18 protein-coding genes are annotated in these 19,373 nt (G+C 68.8%); 10 read left to right on the top strand and 8 right to left on the bottom strand.

The features are described from left to right. Nucleotides 1-197: 197 nt before the first annotated feature. From ABZX79_RS32020 to ABZX79_RS31990, 7 genes are all read left to right on the top strand, one after another. A complete protein-coding gene (locus ABZX79_RS32020; protein ID WP_355265559.1) occupies nucleotides 198-1,079 on the top strand; it encodes a DUF3662 and FHA domain-containing protein in 882 nt (293 codons plus the stop codon). Nucleotides 1,080-1,089: 10 nt separating this feature from the next. Further along, entirely contained in the window at nucleotides 1,090-1,599 is a 510-nt protein-coding gene (locus ABZX79_RS32015; protein ID WP_028810660.1) for an FHA domain-containing protein, read from the top strand. A gap of 137 nt (nucleotides 1,600-1,736) precedes the next feature. Beyond that, the gene (locus tag ABZX79_RS32010; RefSeq protein WP_355265555.1) at nucleotides 1,737-3,269 is read left to right on the top strand and encodes a Stp1/IreP family PP2C-type Ser/Thr phosphatase; all 1,533 of its coding nucleotides are present in this window, start codon (nucleotides 1,737-1,739) and stop codon (nucleotides 3,267-3,269) included. A gap of 22 nt (nucleotides 3,270-3,291) precedes the next feature. Further along, nucleotides 3,292-4,707: an FtsW/RodA/SpoVE family cell cycle protein gene (locus tag ABZX79_RS32005; protein WP_214967347.1), complete on the top strand. Its 1,416-nt coding sequence runs from the start codon at nucleotides 3,292-3,294 to the stop codon at nucleotides 4,705-4,707. Then, nucleotides 4,704-6,164 (top strand): penicillin-binding protein 2, encoded by a 1,461-nt coding sequence (locus tag ABZX79_RS32000; protein ID WP_355265551.1) that lies wholly within the window; start codon nucleotides 4,704-4,706, stop codon nucleotides 6,162-6,164. Before ABZX79_RS32005 ends, ABZX79_RS32000 begins: the two co-directional genes overlap by 4 nt. A gap of 168 nt (nucleotides 6,165-6,332) precedes the next feature. After that, nucleotides 6,333-8,378 (top strand): Stk1 family PASTA domain-containing Ser/Thr kinase, encoded by a 2,046-nt coding sequence (gene pknB / locus ABZX79_RS31995; RefSeq protein ID WP_355265549.1) that lies wholly within the window; start codon nucleotides 6,333-6,335, stop codon nucleotides 8,376-8,378. 216 nt (nucleotides 8,379-8,594) lie between these two features. Beyond that, a complete protein-coding gene (locus tag ABZX79_RS31990) occupies nucleotides 8,595-9,623 on the top strand; it encodes a restriction endonuclease (RefSeq protein WP_355265546.1) in 1,029 nt (342 codons plus the stop codon). Between the two features lie 150 nt (nucleotides 9,624-9,773). Here the strand turns inward: ABZX79_RS31990 and ABZX79_RS31985 are convergent, their stop codons facing one another. Genes ABZX79_RS31985 through ABZX79_RS31960 form a run of 6 tightly spaced genes read right to left on the bottom strand, consistent with a single transcriptional unit; the run spans nucleotide 9,774 to nucleotide 14,295 of the window. Beyond that, nucleotides 9,774-10,520 carry a class E sortase gene (locus tag ABZX79_RS31985; RefSeq protein WP_355265543.1) on the bottom strand — a complete coding sequence of 249 codons (747 nt, stop codon included), beginning with the start codon at nucleotides 10,518-10,520 and terminating at the stop codon, nucleotides 9,774-9,776. Nucleotides 10,521-10,571: 51 nt separating this feature from the next. Beyond that, nucleotides 10,572-11,945, bottom strand: coding sequence for a class E sortase (locus tag ABZX79_RS31980; protein ID WP_355265540.1), 1,374 nt, complete (start codon nucleotides 11,943-11,945; stop codon nucleotides 10,572-10,574). Next, nucleotides 11,942-12,580 (bottom strand): aminodeoxychorismate/anthranilate synthase component II, encoded by a 639-nt coding sequence (locus ABZX79_RS31975; protein WP_355265537.1) that lies wholly within the window; start codon nucleotides 12,578-12,580, stop codon nucleotides 11,942-11,944. The genes ABZX79_RS31980 and ABZX79_RS31975 overlap by 4 nt, the downstream gene beginning before the upstream one ends. Next, complete coding sequence (locus ABZX79_RS31970; RefSeq protein ID WP_214967332.1) at nucleotides 12,577-12,747, bottom strand: hypothetical protein; 171 nt, start codon at nucleotides 12,745-12,747, stop codon at nucleotides 12,577-12,579. The genes ABZX79_RS31975 and ABZX79_RS31970 overlap by 4 nt, the downstream gene beginning before the upstream one ends. A gap of 58 nt (nucleotides 12,748-12,805) precedes the next feature. Beyond that, nucleotides 12,806-13,507, bottom strand: a complete 702-nt coding sequence (locus ABZX79_RS31965; RefSeq protein ID WP_355265533.1) for a class E sortase — start codon at nucleotides 13,505-13,507, stop codon at nucleotides 12,806-12,808. Between the two features lie 20 nt (nucleotides 13,508-13,527). Further along, complete coding sequence (locus ABZX79_RS31960) at nucleotides 13,528-14,295, bottom strand: DUF881 domain-containing protein (RefSeq protein WP_355265530.1); 768 nt, start codon at nucleotides 14,293-14,295, stop codon at nucleotides 13,528-13,530. 142 nt (nucleotides 14,296-14,437) lie between these two features. On the opposite strand from ABZX79_RS31960, the gene crgA reads away from it, so the two are divergent. Next, nucleotides 14,438-14,698 carry a cell division protein CrgA gene (gene crgA, locus ABZX79_RS31955; protein ID WP_214967326.1) on the top strand — a complete coding sequence of 87 codons (261 nt, stop codon included), beginning with the start codon at nucleotides 14,438-14,440 and terminating at the stop codon, nucleotides 14,696-14,698. A gap of 299 nt (nucleotides 14,699-14,997) precedes the next feature. Here crgA and ABZX79_RS31950 read toward each other — a convergent pair whose 3' ends face one another. Continuing rightward, nucleotides 14,998-15,846, bottom strand: coding sequence for a rhomboid family intramembrane serine protease (locus tag ABZX79_RS31950; RefSeq protein WP_355265527.1), 849 nt, complete (start codon nucleotides 15,844-15,846; stop codon nucleotides 14,998-15,000). Nucleotides 15,847-15,984: 138 nt separating this feature from the next. Then, entirely contained in the window at nucleotides 15,985-16,512 is a 528-nt protein-coding gene (locus ABZX79_RS31945; protein ID WP_355265524.1) for a peptidylprolyl isomerase, read from the bottom strand. A 243-nt stretch (nucleotides 16,513-16,755) separates the two neighbouring features. Here ABZX79_RS31945 and ABZX79_RS31940 point away from each other — a divergent pair, with 243 nt between their 5' ends. Continuing rightward, entirely contained in the window at nucleotides 16,756-17,466 is a 711-nt protein-coding gene (locus ABZX79_RS31940) for a DUF5324 family protein (RefSeq protein ID WP_355265521.1), read from the top strand. Between the two features lie 163 nt (nucleotides 17,467-17,629). Continuing rightward, complete coding sequence (locus tag ABZX79_RS31935; protein ID WP_355265664.1) at nucleotides 17,630-19,369, top strand: histidine kinase; 1,740 nt, start codon at nucleotides 17,630-17,632, stop codon at nucleotides 19,367-19,369. The last annotated feature ends 4 nt before the right edge of the window (nucleotides 19,370-19,373 follow it).

The following is a 19,373-nucleotide window of genomic DNA, read 5'->3' as shown; positions in this document are numbered from 1 at the left end:
CAAGGGAACGCCGCCGCCCGTGACCCACTCCTCCAGAGTGCCCACCGAGTGCGGGACACTGTCAGCAGGCCACCTCTACGATCCCTGTGAGAGGTGACACTCATCCACTGTGCAGACAAGGGGAACCAGCCGATTTCCCGACGCGTGGATACGATCAGTAAGCAGTACCAGGACGGCAACGACGGAGGAGGTGCCTCATGGGAGTCCTGAAGAAGTTCGAGCAGCGACTCGAAGGTCTGGTCAACGGCACCTTCGCCAAGGTGTTCAAGTCCGAAGTCCAGCCCGTCGAGATCGCCGGCGCCCTCCAGCGCGAGTGCGACAACAACGCGACGATCTGGAACCGCGAGCGGACCGTCGTCCCCAACGACTTCATCGTCGAGCTCTCCACCCCGGACTACGAGCGCCTCAGCCCGTACTCCGGCCAGCTCGGCGACGAGCTCTCCGGCCTGGTCCGCGACTACGCGAAGCAGCAGCGCTACACCTTCATGGGCCCCATCAAGGTCCACCTGGAGAAGGCCGAAGACCTCGACACCGGTCTCTACCGCGTACGCAGCCGCACCCTCGCTTCGAGTACGTCGCAGGCAGCCCCGCCGCAGAGCCCGGCCCCCGGCCGGCACAGCCCCGCACCCGCCGCCCCCCGCGGCGGCGGCTACGGCTACCCGCCGTCGGCCGCCCCCGGAGCGCCCCCCATGCCCGCGGCCCCGCCATCCGGCGCGAGGCCCGCGGGACCGGCAGCCGCGCCCGCCGACCGCAGACCGGCCGGACCGGGCGCGGGCCCCGGCCCCATGCCCGGCGCACAGACGCGGCGCTGGATCGAGATCAATGGCACACGCCATCAGATGTCCCGCCCGACGCTGGTGCTGGGCCGCAGCACCGAAGCCGACGTGCGGATCGACGACCCCGGCGTATCGCGCCGGCACTGTGAGATCCGGACCGGAACGCCCCCGACGATCCAGGATCTCGGGTCCACCAACGGCATCGTGGTGGACGGACAGCACACCACCCGCGCTACGCTCCGCGACGGCTCGCGGATCGTCGTGGGCAGCACGACCATCGTTTATCGGCAAGCCGAAGGGTGAAGCGGGGGCAATGTCAGAGCTGACCCTGACGGTCATGCGGCTAGGTTTCCTGGCCGTTCTGTGGCTGTTTGTGATTGTGGCCGTCCAGGTCATCCGCAGCGATCTGTTCGGTACGCGGGTAACGCAGCGCGGCTCACGCCGCACCGCGTCCGCCGACGCCAGACCGCAGCAGGCCGGACGCCAGCAACAGGCTGCGGCGCCGCCGCAGCAGCGCCAGCGCCGCGGCGCCCCCACAAAGCTGGTGGTGTCCGAAGGCACACTCACCGGCACGACGGTGGCCCTCCAAGGGCAGACCGTCACGCTGGGGCGGGCGCACGATTCGACGATCGTGCTGGACGACGACTACGCGTCCAGCCGTCATGCCAGGATCTACCCGGACCGTGACGGCCAGTGGATCGTCGAGGATCTCGGGTCCACCAACGGCACGTATCTCGACCGGACCCGACTCACCACCCCGACCCCCATTCCGCTGGGCGCGCCGATCCGCATCGGCAAGACCGTCATCGAGCTGCGGAAGTAGTGCTACACCATGAATGAGCGCGAGCGGAGCGAGCGAGCCGCGGCGGCCGTGACAGCGGATCCCCGATGGCTCCCGACCGGAGGGTGGGCAGTGTGGCTCGAGACCGGCTGTACCCGGAGCCGACGGGCGAGGTGCGCATGAGTCTGTCACTGCGCTTCGCCGCCGGATCGCACAAAGGCATGATCCGGGAAGGCAACGAGGACTCCGGTTACGCCGGCCCACGCCTTCTCGCCATCGCCGACGGCATGGGCGGACAGGCCGCGGGCGAAGTGGCGAGCTCCGAGGTCATCTCGACCCTGGTCACGCTCGACGACGACGTACCCGGCTCGGACATCCTCACCTCGCTCGGCACCGCCGTGCAGCGGGCCAACGACCAGCTGCGCATGATGGTCGAGGAAGACCCCCAGCTGGAGGGCATGGGCACCACGCTCACCGCCCTCCTGTGGACCGGTCAGCGCCTCGGGCTCGTACACGTCGGCGACTCACGGGCGTACCTGCTCCGCGACGGCGTACTGACGCAGATCACACAGGACCACACCTGGGTGCAGCGCCTCGTCGACGAGGGCCGCATCACCGAGGAAGAAGCCACCACCCACCCGCAGCGCTCCCTGCTGATGCGCGCCCTGGGCAGCGGCGACCACGTCGAACCCGACCTCTCCATCCGTGAGGTCCGGGCCGGCGACCGCTACCTGATCTGCTCCGACGGCCTGTCCGGCGTCGTCTCCCACCAGACCATGGAAGAGACGCTCGCCAGCTACCACGGCCCCCAGCAGACCGTGCAGGAGCTCATCCAGCTCGCCCTGCGCGGCGGCGGACCCGACAACATCACCTGCATCGTCGCGGACGTCCTCGACGTCGACGGCAACGACACCCTGGCCGGGCAGCTCAACGACACCCCCGTCGTCGTCGGCGCGGTCGCCGAGAACCAGATCCAGCAGGCCGCCGACAACGCGGCCGCGATGCAGACCCCCGCGGGCCGCGCGGCCGGCCTCGGCCGGCCCGTTCCCCCGCAGTCCGCACCGGGAGGCGCCTTCGGCCCTCCCGGCAGCGGTGACAACGGCGGTTACGGAGCGGCCCCCGACGGCGCCTTCGGTGCGTACAGCGACGAGGACTTCGTCAAGCCGCGCGCCGGCCGCAGGTGGCTCAAAAGATCGCTCTACCTGATGCTCGCCCTCGCCGTCGTAGGCGGCGGTCTGTACGGCGGCTACCGCTGGACCCAGACCCAGTACTACGTCGGCGCGAACGACGAGCACGTCGCGCTCTACCGGGGCATCAGCCAGGACCTCGCCTGGGTCTCCCTCTCGGAGATCGAGAAGGACCACCCCGAGATCGAACTCAAGTACCTCCCGCCCTACCAGCGCAAGCAGGTCGAGGCGACCATCACCGAGAGCAGCCTCGCCGACGCACGCGAGAAGGTCGCCGAACTCGGCACCCAGGCCTCCGCGTGCAAGAAGGACGAGGAGCGCCGCAAGGCAGAGCGCGAAAACCGCGAGAAAGCAGCGCGTACGGGCGAGGGCGAGGCAGGCGGCACGACCGGCTCCGGCGCCACGACACAGGCCGCCCAGACCGCCCAGACCCAGAAAATTCCGACGGCTACAGCTCCGCCCACACCTGGCCCCAGCCTCTCCGAGGAAGAGCAGAAGCTCGTCTCGCAGTGCGGTAAGCCGTAAAGCCGTAGGGGGCCTTACCACCATGAGCGTTGTCACCAACACGACCACCATCGGCGCGATCGAAGCACCGAGCCGGCGCAACACCGAGCTCGCCATGCTCGCGTTCGCCGTCATCATCCCGGTCTTCGCGTACGCCAACGTCGGCCTCGCCAAGGACGGCAGCCTGCCCGCCGGCATGCTCGGCTACGGCATCGGGCTCAGCCTCCTCGCGGGCGTCGCGCACCTGATGGTGCGCAAGTTCGCGCCGTACGCCGACCCGCTGATGCTGCCACTGGCCACCCTCCTCAACGGGCTCGGCCTGGTGCTGATCTGGCGGCTCGACCTGGAGCCGTCCATCACCACACCCGCGCTGGGCGGCGCGATGGCACCCAAGCAGATGATGTGGTCGGCGGTCGGCGTCGCACTGTTCCTGTGCGTCCTGCTGTTCCTCAAGGACCACCGCGTACTCCAGCGCTACACGTACATCTCCATGGTCGTGGCCCTCGTACTGCTGATCCTGCCCATGTTCTTCCCCGGCGTGAACGGCGCGAAGATCTGGATCACCATCCCCGGCCTCGGATCACTCCAGCCAGGCGAATTCGCGAAAATCATCATCGCGATCTTCTTCGCCGGCTACCTCATGGTGAAACGCGACGCCCTCGCCCTGGCCAGCCGCCGCTTCATGGGCATGTACCTGCCCCGCGGCCGCGACCTCGGACCGATCCTCGCCATCTGGGCCCTCAGCCTCATGATCCTGATCTTCGAGACCGACCTGGGCACCTCGCTGCTCTTCTTCGGCCTCTTCGTGATCATGCTGTACGTCGCCACCGAACGCACCAGCTGGGTCGTCTTCGGCCTCACCCTCAGCGCCGCCGGCGCCGTCGGCGTCGCCTCCTTCGCCAGCCACGTACAGACCCGCGTCGACAACTGGCTCAACCCCCTCGCGACGGTCTGCAACGCCGCCGGCGAGTGCGGCCTCGTCACCGAGACCGCCCAGTCCGTGTACGCCTTCGGCTCCGGCGGCCTCTTCGGCTCCGGACTCGGCCAGGGGTACTCCAAGCTCATCGGCGGCATCGCCCCCAAGAGCGACTACATCCTCGCCACCGTCGGCGAGGAAATGGGCCTCACCGGCCTCATGGCGATCATCCTGCTGTACGGCCTGCTCATCGAGCGCGGCGTACGCACCGCACTCGCCGCCCGAGACCCCTTCGGCAAGCTCCTCGCCATCGGCCTCTCCGGCGCCTTCGCCCTCCAGGTCTTCGTCGTCGCCGGCGGCGTCACCGGCGTCATCCCGCTGACCGGCATGACCATGCCGTTCCTCGCGCAGGGCGGCTCCTCCGTCATCGCCAACTGGGCACTCATCGCCATCCTGCTGCGCATCAGCGACACCGCGCGCAGGCCCGCGCCCGCCCCCGCACCTACCTCCGACGCCGAAATGACCCAGGTGGTCCGCCCGTGAACAAGCCCCTGCGCCGGGTCGCGATCTTCTGCGGCCTCCTCGTCCTCGCCCTGCTCGTACGCGTCAACTGGGTGCAGTACGTCAAGGCCGACGAGCTCACCAAGGACCCCAATAACCGCCGTGTCCTGATCGACCGCTACGCCCACAAGCGCGGCGACATCATCGTCGACGGCAAGGCCATCACCGGGTCCGTCGAGGCCAAGAACGGTGACCTCAAGTACAAGCGGACCTACAAGGACGGCGCCATGTGGGCCCCCGTCACCGGCTTCGCCTCCCAGGTCTACGGCGCCACCCAGCTCGAAAGCATCGAGGACGACATCCTCACCGGCACCGACGACCGGCTGTTCTTCGACCGGACGCTCTCCATGTTCACCGGTGACAAGAGGCAGGGCGGCAACGTCCTCACCACCCTCAACGGTGACGCCCAGCGCGCCGCGTACAACGGCCTCAAGGGCAAGAAGGGCGCCGTCGCCGCTCTCGACCCGCGCACCGGCAAGATCCTCGCGCTGGCCAGCGCACCCTCGTACGACCCCTCGACGATCGCCGGCATGGGCGACGGCAAGGCGTGGGAGAAGATCGACAAGAAGCTCAACCCGGACGACCCGTCGCTCAACCGCGCGCTTCGCCAGACCTACCCGCCCGGCTCGACGTTCAAGGCGGTCACGGCCGCAGCGGCCCTGGAGCACGGCCTGTACGACAACGTCGACGAGAAGACCAAGTCGCCGCTGCCGTGGAGGCTGCCGCTCTCCACCAAGAACCTGGTGAACGACGGCAACCACCCCTGCGAGAACGCCACCCTGCGCGTCGCCCTCCAGTGGTCCTGCAACACGGTCTTCGGCAAGATCGGCGCCGACCTCGGCAACGAGAAGATGCTGGAGACCGCGGAGAAGTTCGGCTTCAACGAGGAGCAGTTCGTCCCGGTGCGCGCCACCGCGAGCGTGTTCTCCAAGGACATGGACAAGGCCGGGACCGCGCTCTCCTCCATCGGCCAGTTCAACACCGCCGCCACCCCCCTGCAGATGGCCATGGTGACCGCCGCCATCGCCAACGACGGCAAGCTGATGAAGCCGTACATGGTCGACCGGCTCACCGACCCGAACCTGGACGTCCTGGAGAAGACGAGCCCCGAGGAGATGAGCCAGCCGCTCTCTCCCGAGAACGCTCAAAAGCTCCAGGAAATGATGGAGACGGTCGTCAAGGAGGGCACCGGCACCAGGGCCCAGATCCAGGGCGCCACCGTCGGCGGCAAGACCGGCACCGCCCAGCACGGCGTCGACAACAGTGAGAAGCCGTACGCCTGGTTCATCTCGTACGCCAAGACCGACAACGGCTCACCCGTCGCGGTCGCCGTCGTCGTCGAGGACGACAACGCGAACCGTGAGGACATCTCCGGCGGCGGTCTCGCGGCCCCCATCGCGAAGGACGTGATGCAGGCGGTGCTCGAGAGGGAGAAGTGACGCCGGTCACCTGACGGCCGCGTACGCCCACGTCGCGGTACCGGTCGGGTATCAGCTGACAGTCACGGGAGGATCGGATACGGCCCGCCCGGTACCGTATGCGCGGACAGCACACCGCCGGACCACACACCGGTGCGGTCGGGACAGACGGAGAGGGCTGGATTAGCTATGGAAGAGCCGCGTCGCCTCGGCGGCCGGTACGAGCTGGGCTCGGTGCTCGGCCGTGGTGGCATGGCCGAGGTCTACATCGCGCACGACACCCGGCTCGGCCGCACCGTCGCCGTGAAGACGCTGCGGGTGGATCTCGCCCGCGACCCGTCCTTCCAGGCCCGGTTCCGCCGCGAGGCCCAGTCCGCGGCCTCGCTGAACCACCCGGCGATCGTCGCGGTCTACGACACCGGCGAGGACTACGTCGACAACGTCTCCATCCCGTACATCGTGATGGAGTACGTCGACGGGTCGACCCTGCGTGAGCTGCTGCACTCCGGGCGCAAGCTGCTGCCCGAGCGCACCCTGGAAATGACCGTAGGCATCCTCCAGGCGCTCGAGTACTCGCACCGCGCCCAGATCGTGCACCGCGACATCAAGCCGGCGAACGTCATGCTGACGCGCACCGGCCAGGTCAAGGTCATGGACTTCGGCATCGCCCGCGCCATGGGCGACTCCGGCATGACCATGACGCAGACCGCCGCGGTCATCGGCACCGCCCAGTACCTCTCCCCGGAGCAGGCCAAGGGCGAGCAGGTCGACGCCCGCTCGGACCTCTACTCCACCGGCTGCCTGCTCTACGAGCTGCTGACCGTACGGCCGCCGTTCATCGGGGACTCCCCGGTCGCGGTCGCCTACCAGCACGTACGGGAAGAACCGCAGCCCCCGTCGAACTTCGACGCCGAGATCACGCCCGAAATGGACGCCATTGTCCTGAAGGCGCTGGTCAAGGACCCTGACTACCGCTACCAGTCCGCCGACGAGATGCGCGCCGACATCGAGGCCTGCCTCGACGGCCAGCCCGTCGCGGCCACCTCCGCGCTCGGCGCGGTCGGGTACGGCGGCTACGGCCACGGCGGCCACGGCGACGACCAGCCCACCACGGCGATGCGCTCCGCCGACGGCGGCGGTGCCCCCACGTCGATGCTCCCGCCGGTCAACCCGGACGACGGCGGCTACGGCTACGACGACCGCCCGGACCGCCGCAGGCAGCAGAAGAAAAGCAACCTCTCGACGATCCTGCTCGTCCTCGCGGGCATCCTCGTCCTCGTCGGCGCGATCCTGATCGGCAAGGCAGTCTTCGGCGGCGAAAGCGACAAGGGCACCCGCACGGTGCCGCTCCTGGTCGGCGAGACACTCGCCAAGGCGAAGGATCTCGGCACGAACGCCGACCTCACCGTCCAGGTCGGCGAGCGCAAGGAGTGCGAAGAGCAGCCCAAGGGCAAGATCTGCAGCCAGTCCCCGGACAGCGGCCAGGAGGTCAAGGAAGGCGACACCATCACGGTCGTCGTCTCCACGGGCGCTCCGAAGATCGAAGTCCCCGACGTCATGGACCAGTCGAGGGACCGGGCCACCAAGAACCTCGAAGACAAGGGCTTCAACGTCGACACCGAGCAGGTCGAGTCCGAGAAGGAACCCGGCACGGTCGTCGACCAGGACCCGGAGGGCGGCACAAAGGCGGAGAAGGGCGAGACGGTCACCATCTCCATCGCCAAGTCCACCAAGGCGGATGTCCCGCCGGTCGTCGGCCAGACCTTCGACGCGGCCCAGAAGCAGCTCACGGACCTCGGCTTCCAGGTCACCCGCGTCGATGAAGAATCGACCCAGCCCCCGAACACGGTCATCAAGCAGGACCCCGTGGGCAACAGCCAGACCGACAAGGGCGGCACCATCACCCTGACCGTCGCGAAGGCCCCCGCCCAGGAACAGGTCGCGGTACCGGCCGTGGCCGGCCAGAAGGTCAAGGACGCCCGCAAGGCGATCGAGGACGCCGGCCTGACCGTCGGCACGATCACCGAGCCCCAGGACGACGAAGCCATCGTCGTCCTCGCCCAGCCCGCAGTCGGCCAGCAGGTCCCCAAGGGCACCGCGGTCAATCTGACCACCGTGGCCGGCGGCGGCGGTGGCGGTGACGGCGGAGGCGACAACGGTGGCGGCAACAACGGCGGCAACGACGCCGGCGGCCTCTTCGGCGGCGGCTTCGGCCGAGGCGGCGACAGCGACTAGCCCCCGGGCGCAGCACACAGAAGGGCCGTGGACTTCGAAAGAAGTCGACGGCCCTTCTTGCTTGCCACTGACCCCCCTTGAAGGGGGCAGTGGGAGCCGTCGAACGGCGCAGCGAAACCCGATCGTGTCTTCATATGTACGGACTCGTTAAGCAGATCTCCACTGAGGTCCTTCAAGGACCTCAGTTCAGACCGCGTCGGATAGAGGAGCAAGAGCGTGTTTAACGAGACCGTTCTCCTGGAGTCGAAGTCACTGCGCGAGAGCGTGGCCACCCGGACCGACGTACTCGACAGGGTCAAGGTCCTGTCGCTGTTGCCCGATGACATGCACGTCACCACAGCCATGGTCGCCACCTACTTCGAAGTCGCCGATAGCGTCATTCGTGCTGTGGTCTTCGACCACCGGGAGGAAGTCGAAGCCAACGGCTATCGCGTCCTCACGGGTGCGGAACTGAGTTGCTTCAAGCAACGCGGTCAGATTTCCTCCCGCACCGCGTCTCTCGCCGTCTTCAGCCGACGAGCCGTCCTCAACGTCGCCATGCTGCTCCGCGACAGCGAAACCGCACGTCAGGTGCGTACGTACCTCCTCGACGCCGAATACATCGCCCGCACCCAGCCTGTGGATAACTTTGTCCCCACAGCCCCTGACCCCCTCGACGACCGCATCGACCGACGCATCACCGACATCCTCGGCAAGGCCGTCGTCCCCATGTTCAACGCCCTCATCGAAAGCTCGGGCGAGCAGCGCAAGGAGCTCATCTCCCTCCGCGACGACGTGCAGCGCATCGAGCGCAAGCTCGTCCAGCACGACGTGCGGCTGGTCAGGCTGGAGCGGGTCCAGGGGCAGCGCGGCCTCGCCGGGGTGATGGCTTCCATCGACGGCATGAACTGGCGGGAGTTCGAGGAGCACGTGGCCCAGCTGCTCCGCCGCGACGGCTGCACCGACGTCGAGATCCACGGCGGAAGCGGCGACCGCGGGGCGGACATCAGCGGTCGTACGGCCGACGGGCGCCGGTTCGTCGTGCAGTGCAAGCACTGGGCTCCGTACCGCTCCGTGTGGAGCGGGGAGATGCAGAAGTTCGTCGGCACCAAGACCCTGCACCAGGCGGACGTGGCGGTGTACGCCGCGACCTGCCCGTTCTCACCCGAGTCACTCGCCATCGCCGCCCAGGCCGGCGTCACCGCCGTACACCGCGGCCTGCTGGAAACCTGGAGCGCAGGCGCAACCCTGGAAGTCCTGCGCTAGCAGCAGTCGCCAAAAAAGGGCCCGAAGCCGCAAGTCAAAGTTGCGGCTTCGGGCCCAGCTCATGGCGAGAGTGACACCGCGTCACTCTCGAAGAGACAGCCTGTCGCTCTTTCTAAGATGCAAGCTGCAGCTTAGAACCAGCCCGGCACGCTAGCGCAGCTCCGCCGGCGGCGTCCGGTGCCTGTCGACCTTTTCCGTACGCTCCAGCTCGCCCCACACGATGTACCGGTACTTCGACGTGTAGACCGGCGTGCACGTCGTCAGCGTGATGTAGCGGCCCGGCTTCTTCTTGCCCGACTCCTTCGGGACCGGCTTCAGTACGTCCACGTTGTACTTCGAGGTCTCGGGGAGCTTCGCGTACACCTTGTAGACGTACCACGTGTCCTTCGTCTCGAAGACGACCGAGTCCCCGTCCTTCAGCTTGTCGATGTTGTGGAACTTCGCGCCGTGCCCGTCCCGGTGCGCCGCCAGCGAGAAGTTGCCCTGCTTGTCCGACGGCAGCGCCGACTTGACCGGGTCCGTGTAGTAGCCGGCGACACCGCGGTTGAGGCCCTTGGCGTCGGTGCCCTTCCTGACCAGGATCTCGCCGTTCTTCATCGCGGGTACGTGCAGGAAGCCGATGCCGTCCTTCGTGTCGAGGGCTCCGGGGCCACCCGCCCACCGGTCACGCACCTCGTTGCCCTGCTCGTCCGCGTCGCGGTCGGCCAGCACGTTCGTCCACCACAGCGAGTAGACGACGAAGAGGCCGAGGATCAGGCCCGCCGTGATCAGCAGCTCCCCGAAGACGCTGACCGCGCCCGCGATACGTCCGCGCTTCCGCCGTCCCGCAGCAGCCGGTGCCGACGCGGGCACGGGCGTGCCGCTCTGCTCGTCCTGCTCGGTCGTCCTGACTGCCACCGCACCCGTCCCCGTCCTGAGTCTCTTACATCGCGTCCGGCCGGCTCGGTCTCAGCCGACGAGCGCGTCGGGTTGCCCCTTACTGCGCGGCCGTTCGTCGACCATCTTGCCCCACACGATCATTCGGTACGTACTCGTGAACTCCGGCGTGCAGGTCGTCAGCGTGATGTACCTGCCGGGCCTGGTGAACCCGGAACCCGGCGGCACCGGCGCGATCACGCCCACGTTCGACGGCGGGGTCTGCTGCAGGATGCTAGCCATCTCGTACGTGTAGTACGTGTCCTGCGTCTCGACGACGATCGGGTCGCCCGGTTTCAGCTGATTGATGTACCGGAACGGTTCGCCGTGGGTGTTGCGGTGCCCCGCGACCGCGAAGTTGCCCTGCTTGTCCGACGGCATCGCCGTCTTGAGCTTGCCCTCCGCGTAGTGGCCCACCATGCCGTTGTCGAGGACCCGCGCCTTGTCGATGCCCTCGGCGATCGGGACGACAACGTCCAGCTTGGGAATGTGCATGATGGCGAAACCCTGGCCGGGCTCGAACACCCCGGGCTTGCGCCCCTGGTCCCAGCCCTCCTGGATCTTCTCCGTCTCGTTGCCCGCGAACCAACCGGAACGGACATTGGTCCACCACAGCTGGTACGTGACGAACAGCAGCATCAGCATGCCGAGCGTGATGAACATCTCCCCGAAGAAGCGGCTGGCGACGACGGCCGGGCTGTCCTTGGCGGCCCGGGCGGCGCGCCTGGCCTCGAGGCGGGTACGCGGCGCCCCGGCGCTCCCCTCGGGCTCAGGGGCAGGGGCTTTGCCGCGCGTTCCCTGCCCCCTGGCCTTGGCGGCTCTACGGCGCTCTGCGCGGCCACCGGTGACCGGCGGTGCGGGCCGCGTGACCGGTACGGGCTCCGGCTCGGCTATTCGCCGGGTGTCGTCCGTCCGCAGGGCCACGGTCTCGTCGTCGAACACCGGCTCGGGGGGCGCTACGGGCTGCTGGGCGCCGTACGGGCCCTGGGTGGCCCCCGGGGAGTCGTACTGCCCCTGAGGCTGCTGGAGGGGCGCCTGAGGCTCTTGAACGGCCTGTGCGGGCTCTTGTACGGGGTCCGGGTACGGCGCGTACTGCTGCGGCTGGGGGTACTGCGGCTGCCCGTACCCCTGATCCGGCTGCTGCGCGGCCTGCGGCACGGTCCCCGACCGGAACCACGGCGAAGTGGCTTCAGGGTCGGGACCAGCGCCGACGCCAGTGCCAGTGCCAGGACCAGGGCGAGGGACCGGGTCCACAGCAGATGCCGCCCGCTCCTGCCCCGGCAGCGGATCGTTCAGCGGATCCGCGAGCTGCTCCACCGCCGCCTCGAACGCGCCTGCCGCCCCGTACGCACCCTGCCCGTACGAGGCTTCCCGGCCGGCGTCGTGTTCGGGGCGGAGCGCCGTCACGCGGCGGCCTTGCCCACCACCGGCGCGAGCCCCGCCGATCGCTCCACCGCCCCCGGATCGCCGCACCGCACAAGCCAGTTGGCCAGCATCAGATGCCCGTGTTCGGTCAGCACCGACTCGGGGTGGAACTGCACACCCTCGACCGGCAGATCCCGGTGACGCAGCCCCATGATGATCCCGTCGGCCGTCCGCGCCGTGACCTCCAGCTCGGCGGGCAGCGCCTGCGGTTCGGCGGCCAGCGAGTGGTAGCGCGTCGCCGTGAAGGGCGACGGCAGCCCGGCGAAGACGCCGGCACCCGTGTGCGTCACGGGCGACGTCTTGCCGTGCAGCAACTCGGGGGCCCGGCCCACCACACCGCCGTACGCCACCGCCATCGACTGCATCCCCAGGCAGACACCGAAGACCGGCACACCCGTCGCGGCGCAGTGCCGCACCATGTCGACGCACACGCCCGCCTGTTCGGGGGCGCCGGGGCCCGGCGACAGCAGCACGCCGTCGAAGCCGTCCTGCGCGTGGCTCAGCTCCACCTCGTCGTTGCGCCGCACCTCGCACTCGGCCCCGAGCTGGTAGAGGTACTGGACGAGGTTGAAGACGAAGCTGTCGTAGTTGTCGACGACCAGGATTCGCGCGCTCACTGGCCCTCCTCCCCGGCGACCGTCACATCGTTGAACGGAAGCAGCGGCTCCGCCCATGGGAAGACGTACTGGAACAGTGCGTAGACGACCGCCAGGATCAGTACGAGCGAGATCATCGCCCGCACCCATACGTTGCCCGGCAGATGCCGCCAGATCCAGCCGTACATGCTGTCCCTTCCGTTCGGTCGAAACCCAGAGTAAAGGGCGACGGCGAACGCTCGTGGGTCAGCCGCTCAAAGCGCGCGGCTTGCCGTCCTCCACGGGCTGGGTCGCGTCGAGGTGCGCCCACACGATCAGCCGGTGACTGCTGCCCCACTCCGGCTCGCACGTCGTGAGCGTCAGATAGCGCCCGGGACCGTCGAAACCGGCCTTCCGGGGAACGTCGTCGATCACACCGATGTCGCTCGGCACCGTCCGGTGCGGCCCGGTGGCGATGCGGTACGTGAACCAGGTCGCCCCGTCCGTCAGCACCACCGCGTCACCGGGCCGCAGCTTCGGGAAATCCTTGAAGGGATCACCGTACGTACGGCGGTGACCGGCGACGGAGAAGTTTCCCGTCTCGCCGAGCCGGGCGGTCCCCTCGTAGTGCCCGAGGCCCTTCTGGAGGGTCTTGGTCCGCGTGCCCTCAAGGACCGGCCAGTCCCAGTCCTTGCCGAGGCGCGGCACGTACATCACGGCGAAGGGGCGGCCCGGCTCGTACGCCTCGGGGGCGGGCGGGGCGTCCTCGGCGGTCGGCGCCGGCGCCGGGGCGGGCGCCGGGAGGGGGCTCTGCGCCCACGTGTCCTGGAGCGTTTCGATCTGCCCGTCGCTCGCGTCGGCGGCCTTGATCCCGGTCCAGAACATCACGTACACGACGAAGAGCACGATCAAGGTGCCGACGGTGATGCACAGTTCGCTGAAGGTCCGCACGATCAGTCGCACCGGCATCCAGGCGCCTCCCCCAGGGGCTACTTCACAGGCTTCGCGTAGTGGAGATCCACTGTGCCCGAGTAGCCGGGAAGAGTCATCGCCTCGTGTTCGTCGACTTTCCAGCCGAGGCCGTACGCCTTCACGTACAGCTGGTAGTTCTGGAGCGCCGTGGAGGCCGTCATCGCGCGCTGCAGCTGGTCCTGGTCACCGATCGCCGTCACCTTGTACGGCGGCGAGTAGACGCGGCCCTGGAGGATCAGGGTGTTGCCGACGCAGCGCACCGCGCTGGTGGAGATCAGGCGCTGGTCCATGACCCTGATGCCCTTGGCGCCGCCCTGCCAGAGGGCGTTGACGACCGCCTGGAGGTCCTGCTGGTGGATGACCAGGTCGTTGGGCTGCGGCTCGGGGTAGCCAGGGTTGGCCCTGGCGTTCGGCGGGGCGTCGTCGAGCGTGACGGTGAGACCGGGGCCGGCGAGCTTCTTGGTGCCGGCGGCCGCCTCCAGCGCCTTGAGCTTCGCGTCCTCGGCCCGCGTACTGCTGTCGCCGCGCTGCGCGAGCGCGTCGACATCGTCGCGTACGGACGCCGTCGACTCGTCCAGTTCCTTGTTCTTGTGGCTGCGCTGATCAATGAGGTCGGAGAGCTTCAGCAGCGAGGCATCCGTACGGATATTGGTGCCCTTGGCAGTATTGAAGCTGGTGACGAAGATGAGCCCGGCCAGCGCGAACACTCCGGCCGTCAGCAATCTGACCGGCCGCAGGGCGGGGCGCCGGGCGGGTTCCGTGGGAGAGTCGGCAGAATTGCTCAACGTACCCTTATCTCCTTCGACGCCTCGGAAGCACTACGCTAACGGACGCCCGGGGGAGGGCAGTGTTCCCCTTCGCTCCCGCACCGGGCACCAGCCACAGTTCCCTGCGCGGTAACGCAGCGCATCGACAGGAGAGTCCCTCGTGCCGAAGTCACGTATCCGCAAGAAGTCAGACTTCACGCCGCCTCCGGCGCCTTCGAAGCAGGCGACGAGCATCAAGCTGACGAACCGCAGCTGGGTCGCTCCGGTGATGTTGGCGCTCTTCCTCATCGGGCTCGCCTGGATCGTGGTCTTCTACGTGACCGAGGGCGATCTGCCGATCCAGAGCTTCGACAACTGGAACATCGTCGTCGGCTTCGGCTTCATCGCAGCAGGCTTCGGCGTCTCCACTCAGTGGAAGTAGACAGAGCAGGGGCTAAGTAGGCCCTGTCCTGTCTGGGCCGCGCAAGCCTTGACCAGAGGTTATCCACAGCGTTGTCCACACGGTGGGGAAAGGTCAGACGATCTGTGGATAACTCACAGGGTGTTGACGCCGGTGTGACTGCTTGAGCCGTCTGAGGCGTATGGCGTGCCCCTTGTCCCGCTTGGGAAAAGCCCAGATCAGGGAGAAGGGGCACAGCTGTTCCCATCCGTCTCCCTGCATGCACAAGGTTCGCCGCCCGCTGTGGACAACTGAAATCGCGCAACCGATACCACGGGCGCTCAGGTGAGCATCGCGGTTCTCGCCACGACGAGACCGGCGGTCACGAGCAGCACCAGCCCGCAGGTGCCGTACTGCACCAGCGTCCGGTGCTCGCGCGGGGCGTGCACCATGGCGGCCGCGACGATGGTGCCGGCGACGAGACCGCCGACGTGCGCCTGCCAGGCGATGACGTCGCTGAAGGCGAACGTGATGACCAGGTTCAGCGCGAGGAGCATCAGGACGGGCTTCATGTCGTAGTTCATGCGGCGCATCAGGACGGCGGTCGCACCGAGAAGCCCGAAGACGGCGCCGGACGCGCCGAGCGAGCCCTGGGAGGGAGCGGCGATGAGGTACGTGAGCGCGCTGCCTGCCAGGCCGGAGATCAGGTAGAGCGCCAGGAAGCGCGTCCGGCCGAGCGCCGCCTCCAACGGGCCTCCGAGCCACCACAGGCCCAGCATGTTGAACACGATGTGCCATGGCGCCTCGTGCAGGAACATCGACGTGAAGAGCCGGTAGTACTCGCCGCCCGCGACGCCTTCGACGGGTACGTACGGGCTGGGCCACCACGCGCCGCGCAGCACGAGATCATTGACGAGCCCTTTGCGGGCCTGCACGGCGATGAACAGCGCCACGTTGATGGCGAGCAGGATCTTGGTGACCAGCCGGGGGTCGGCGGTGATCGTGCCGCCGGCGAGCGTGCGCGGCTGGTTCGGGGCCGGGGAACGGCCCGTACCGGAGCCTTCGCGGACACATTCCGGGCACTGGAAGCCCACCGACGCACTGATCATGCACTCGGGGCAGATCGGGCGTTCGCAGCGCGTGCAGCGGATGGCCGTCTCACGGCCCGGGTGCCGGTAGCAGTGGTCCATCGGTCCGTCCCCAGTGTCCCTAGGTGTGCCTCTTGGCGGTACAGCTGTGCTGCTCAGTGCAACGCCCCGCGTATCGAGTACGGACGGACGGGGCGGTTTGGTTCCCGGCGGACGGCCGAGGCGTCTTCAGCGGCGTCTTCAGCGGGTCTCGACGACAACCGACTCGATGACCACGTCGGTGACCGGACGGGCGGTGCGCGGATTGGTCTGCGTACCCGCGATGATGTCCACGACCTTCTGGCTCGCGGGGTCGGTGACCTCGCCGAAGATGGTGTGTTTGCCCGTCAGCCACATCGTCGGCGACACGGTGATGAAGAACTGCGAGCCGTTCGTGGCCGGGCCGGCGTTCGCCATCGCCAGCAGGTAGGGCCGGTCGAAGGCGAGGTCGGGGTGGAACTCGTCCTTGAACTCGTAGCCGGGGCCGCCGGTGCCGTTTCCCAGCGGGTCGCCGCCCTGGATCATGAAGCCGCGGAGCACACGGTGGAAGACAGTGCCGTCGTACAGCCGGTCCGTGGTCTTGTGCCCCGTTTCGGGGTTCGTCCACTCACGAGCACCCTGTGCCAGTTCGACGAAGTTCTTGACCGTCTTCGGCGCGTGGTTCGGCAGAAGCCGGATCTGGATGTCGCCCCGGCTGGTCTTCAGGGTGGCGTAAAGCTGCTCGGCCACGTGTTGCCTTCCTTGAGTCTTCACTGACGTGTCCCGATCCTCGCACGCAGCGTTTGGGACGAGTACCCGCCGAACCGCCGCGCGGGGCGGCGAACCGTGGCAGTGTCGTGCGCGGGGTTTGCCCCGAGTCGCCGCCCATGACCCGGATGCCCGCCCGCACGTGCCGTGATGGCCTTCGGCGGGCATGATTTCGAAATGGGTGGACAGGCGATAAACCGAACCGCCACCAAGGAGGAGGATCCAGTGACCCGCATCGACAGCGTGCGCGCCGCATCCGAATCGGCGAAGGAAAGCGTGCTGCACGCCGCGGAAGTGGTGGCGCCCTACGCCGGTACGGCCAAGGAACAGGCCACGCAATACGCACACGACGCCCGCGTACGGCTCGCGCCGAAGGTGTCCCAGGCCAAGCGTCAGGCCCGTGTCCAGTACGGGGCGTATGTGGCGCCGCGCATAGAGCAGGCCCGTACGCACGTGCCGCCGAAGGTGGACGTGGCCGCACACCGGGCTGCTGTGCGCACCCGGAACGCGGCCCGGCAGGCGGCCGACTACACCGTTCCGCGCGTAGAGCATGCGATGGCGGCCGCTCAGCCCGTGCGCGAGGCGGCAGCCGCGCGCAGTGCGGCAGCCGTGGCCGCCCTGCGCGGACAGATCACGGCGAAGGACATCCGCAAGCTCGCCAAGAGGCATGAGCGGCGGGCCAAGGCCGGCCGGCTGGCCAAGGGCCTCGCGCTCGTCGGCGTGCTGGCGGGTGGCGCCTTCGCGGCCTGGAAGTGGTGGGACAAGCAGGCCAATCCGGACTGGCTGGTCGAGCCCCCTGCCGCCACCGAGGTCTCCGACCGTGCGCCGCTGACCTCGGTCGACGGCAGCGGTCAGGCGGTGCTTGACCCGGACGTCGAGGCGAAGCAGGCCCAGGCGGAAGCCGAGGCGGCGGAGCGCGACCGGAAGAACGACTGACGGTCCGCCGACGCGTACTGACGGGTGCCCACGGGTGCCTGGAGACCTTCGGGTCTCCAGGCACCCGTTTCTTTGTCGCCGCGTGTTCTCTTTGGTAGCGGCCCGGGGCGACGAAAGGGGGCCGTCCCCGCCGCAGGGATTTGCCTAGAGTGCGGCCGTGGACATGCCATCGAAGATCAGGGCCGGACGGCAGTGGCTGGCGGGCCCCGATCCCTGGTCCGGGCGCCGGATCGCGGGCGAAGCCGTAGTCGCCGCGGTCCTGGCGCTGCTGGCAGCCGGGGCCCAGGAGGTGATGGGCAGCACCGGAGCGGTGCAGTTCGCCACCGCGCTCGCCGTCGCCGTGCTGTCGCTGCTGCGCCGCCGGCTGCCGGCGAGTGTGCTGGTGATCTCGGGCGGCGCGGCGGGTGTGCTGGCCGGTTTCGGGCCGCTGCTGATGGTGTCGGGGTGGTCGGCGGGGCGCCGGATCCCTGGAGCCGGGCGGGCGCTGGCGGCGTTCACCACGTCGTACGTCCTGTCCGTCAGCATCGGGGTCGCCGCGGAGTGGCCGCGGTACTCCCCGCTGGCACTGATCCTGTTCAGCACCCTGTACTTCCTCGCGACCACCGTCGTACCGGGACTCGCCAGCCGCTACTGGACCCAGCGCCGCACCCTGCTGCACGCCCTGCAGACCCACAACGCCCAACTGCTGCGCGAGCGCGCCATGGTGGCCGGCCAGGCGCGGCTGCGCGAGCGCCAGCGGATCGCCCAGGACATGCACGACAGCCTGGGTCACCAGCTGGCGCTGATCTCCGTCCACACAGGAGCTCTGGAGGTCGACCCGGCACTGACCGACCGTCAGCGCGAGGGCGTGGGCGTACTGCGGAACGCTTCGGTGGCCGCGATGCACGAACTGCGCGAGGTCGTCGGCATCCTGCGGGACGGGGTGGAGCGGGACGACGCGGCCACCGCGCCCGCTGCGCCGCCCGGCGAGGATCCCCACCCGGCGGCGCGCGGCGCCGCGGGCATCGAGGGCTTGGTGGAGGCGGTGCGGGCGGCCGGCGACGGGGTGGAGCTGCGGTGTACGGGCGGGCGGCGGCCGCTGGCCGCGGCCGCCGATCACGCGGCGTACAGGATCGTGCAGGAGGCGCTGACCAACGCGTACAAGCACGCGCCGGGCGCCGCGATCACCGTCGAGCTGCGGTACGAACCGGACTCGCTGATCGTCGAGATCGCGAACGGCCCCGCCCCGGCGGACCCGGGTGACGTCGTCAGCGGCGGGCAGGGCCTGACGGGCCTGCGCGAGCGGGCGCGTCTGGTGGGCGGCATGGTCCACGCCGGGCGTACGGACAACGGGGGGTTCCGGGTCGCGGGCGTCCTGCCGTACGGCGCCGACGGGCTCCCGCCGGCCACAGGCGCAGCGCCTTTCGGAGCGCCTATGGTCGATGTGGAGGACGACTTCCGGCAGCAGTCTCCCTCGGTCCCTGTCGGCGACGGTGGTCCGGTCATGGACTGGACCGTTGTGCAGAGGGAGCTGGCGATGAGCAGTGGGCGCGGGGGCAGGGCCGGCGGGATCGCACTGGGCTGCGGGATCGCGGTGGTGGCAGCGGTGCTGCTGGTGATCGTGGGCGGATTCGGGCTGTTTTTCCTCGTGGGATCGATGGACAAGGGCATGATCGAGCCGCGCGAGTACGAGGCGGTGAAGGTCGGCACGGCGGAGAACAAGGTCCGCGACCGCCTGCCGGACGGTGATTCCTTCATGACGTCGGGCCTCGCGGACAGCGGGCCCGCGGAGCCGGAAGGTTCCGACTGCCTGGTCCTCGCCTCCTCGGAGATCGGCGACAGCCTGACGCAGGAGCCGGTGTTCCGCTTCTGCTTCAGGGACGGCAAGCTGATCGAGAAGAAGTCGTACGACGTCGAGCAGTAGATGC

Origin of the sequence: Streptomyces sp. NPDC002994, assembly GCF_040611155.1 — a bacterium.
Classification (GTDB): Bacteria; Actinomycetota; Actinomycetes; order Streptomycetales; family Streptomycetaceae; genus Streptomyces.
Note: the sequence above shows the minus strand (reverse complement) of the source record. Positions and strands in the feature narration are given on the sequence as shown.

Excerpts from the sequence above, each read along its gene's own strand:
- ABZX79_RS32005 (WP_214967347.1), top strand. The coding sequence starts at position 3,292 with ATGAGCGTTGTCACCAACACGACCACCATCGGCGCGATCGAAGCACCG.
- ABZX79_RS31965 (WP_355265533.1), bottom strand. The coding sequence starts at position 13,507 with ATGCCGGTGCGACTGATCGTGCGGACCTTCAGCGAACTGTGCATCACC.
- pknB (WP_355265549.1), top strand. The coding sequence starts at position 6,333 with ATGGAAGAGCCGCGTCGCCTCGGCGGCCGGTACGAGCTGGGCTCGGTG.
- ABZX79_RS31935 (WP_355265664.1), top strand. The coding sequence starts at position 17,630 with ATGCCATCGAAGATCAGGGCCGGACGGCAGTGGCTGGCGGGCCCCGAT.
- ABZX79_RS32015 (WP_028810660.1), top strand. The coding sequence starts at position 1,090 with ATGTCAGAGCTGACCCTGACGGTCATGCGGCTAGGTTTCCTGGCCGTT.
- ABZX79_RS32020 (WP_355265559.1), top strand. The coding sequence starts at position 198 with ATGGGAGTCCTGAAGAAGTTCGAGCAGCGACTCGAAGGTCTGGTCAAC.
- ABZX79_RS32010 (WP_355265555.1), top strand. The coding sequence starts at position 1,737 with ATGAGTCTGTCACTGCGCTTCGCCGCCGGATCGCACAAAGGCATGATC.
- ABZX79_RS31970 (WP_214967332.1), bottom strand. The coding sequence starts at position 12,747 with ATGTACGGCTGGATCTGGCGGCATCTGCCGGGCAACGTATGGGTGCGG.
- ABZX79_RS31950 (WP_355265527.1), bottom strand. The coding sequence starts at position 15,846 with ATGGACCACTGCTACCGGCACCCGGGCCGTGAGACGGCCATCCGCTGC.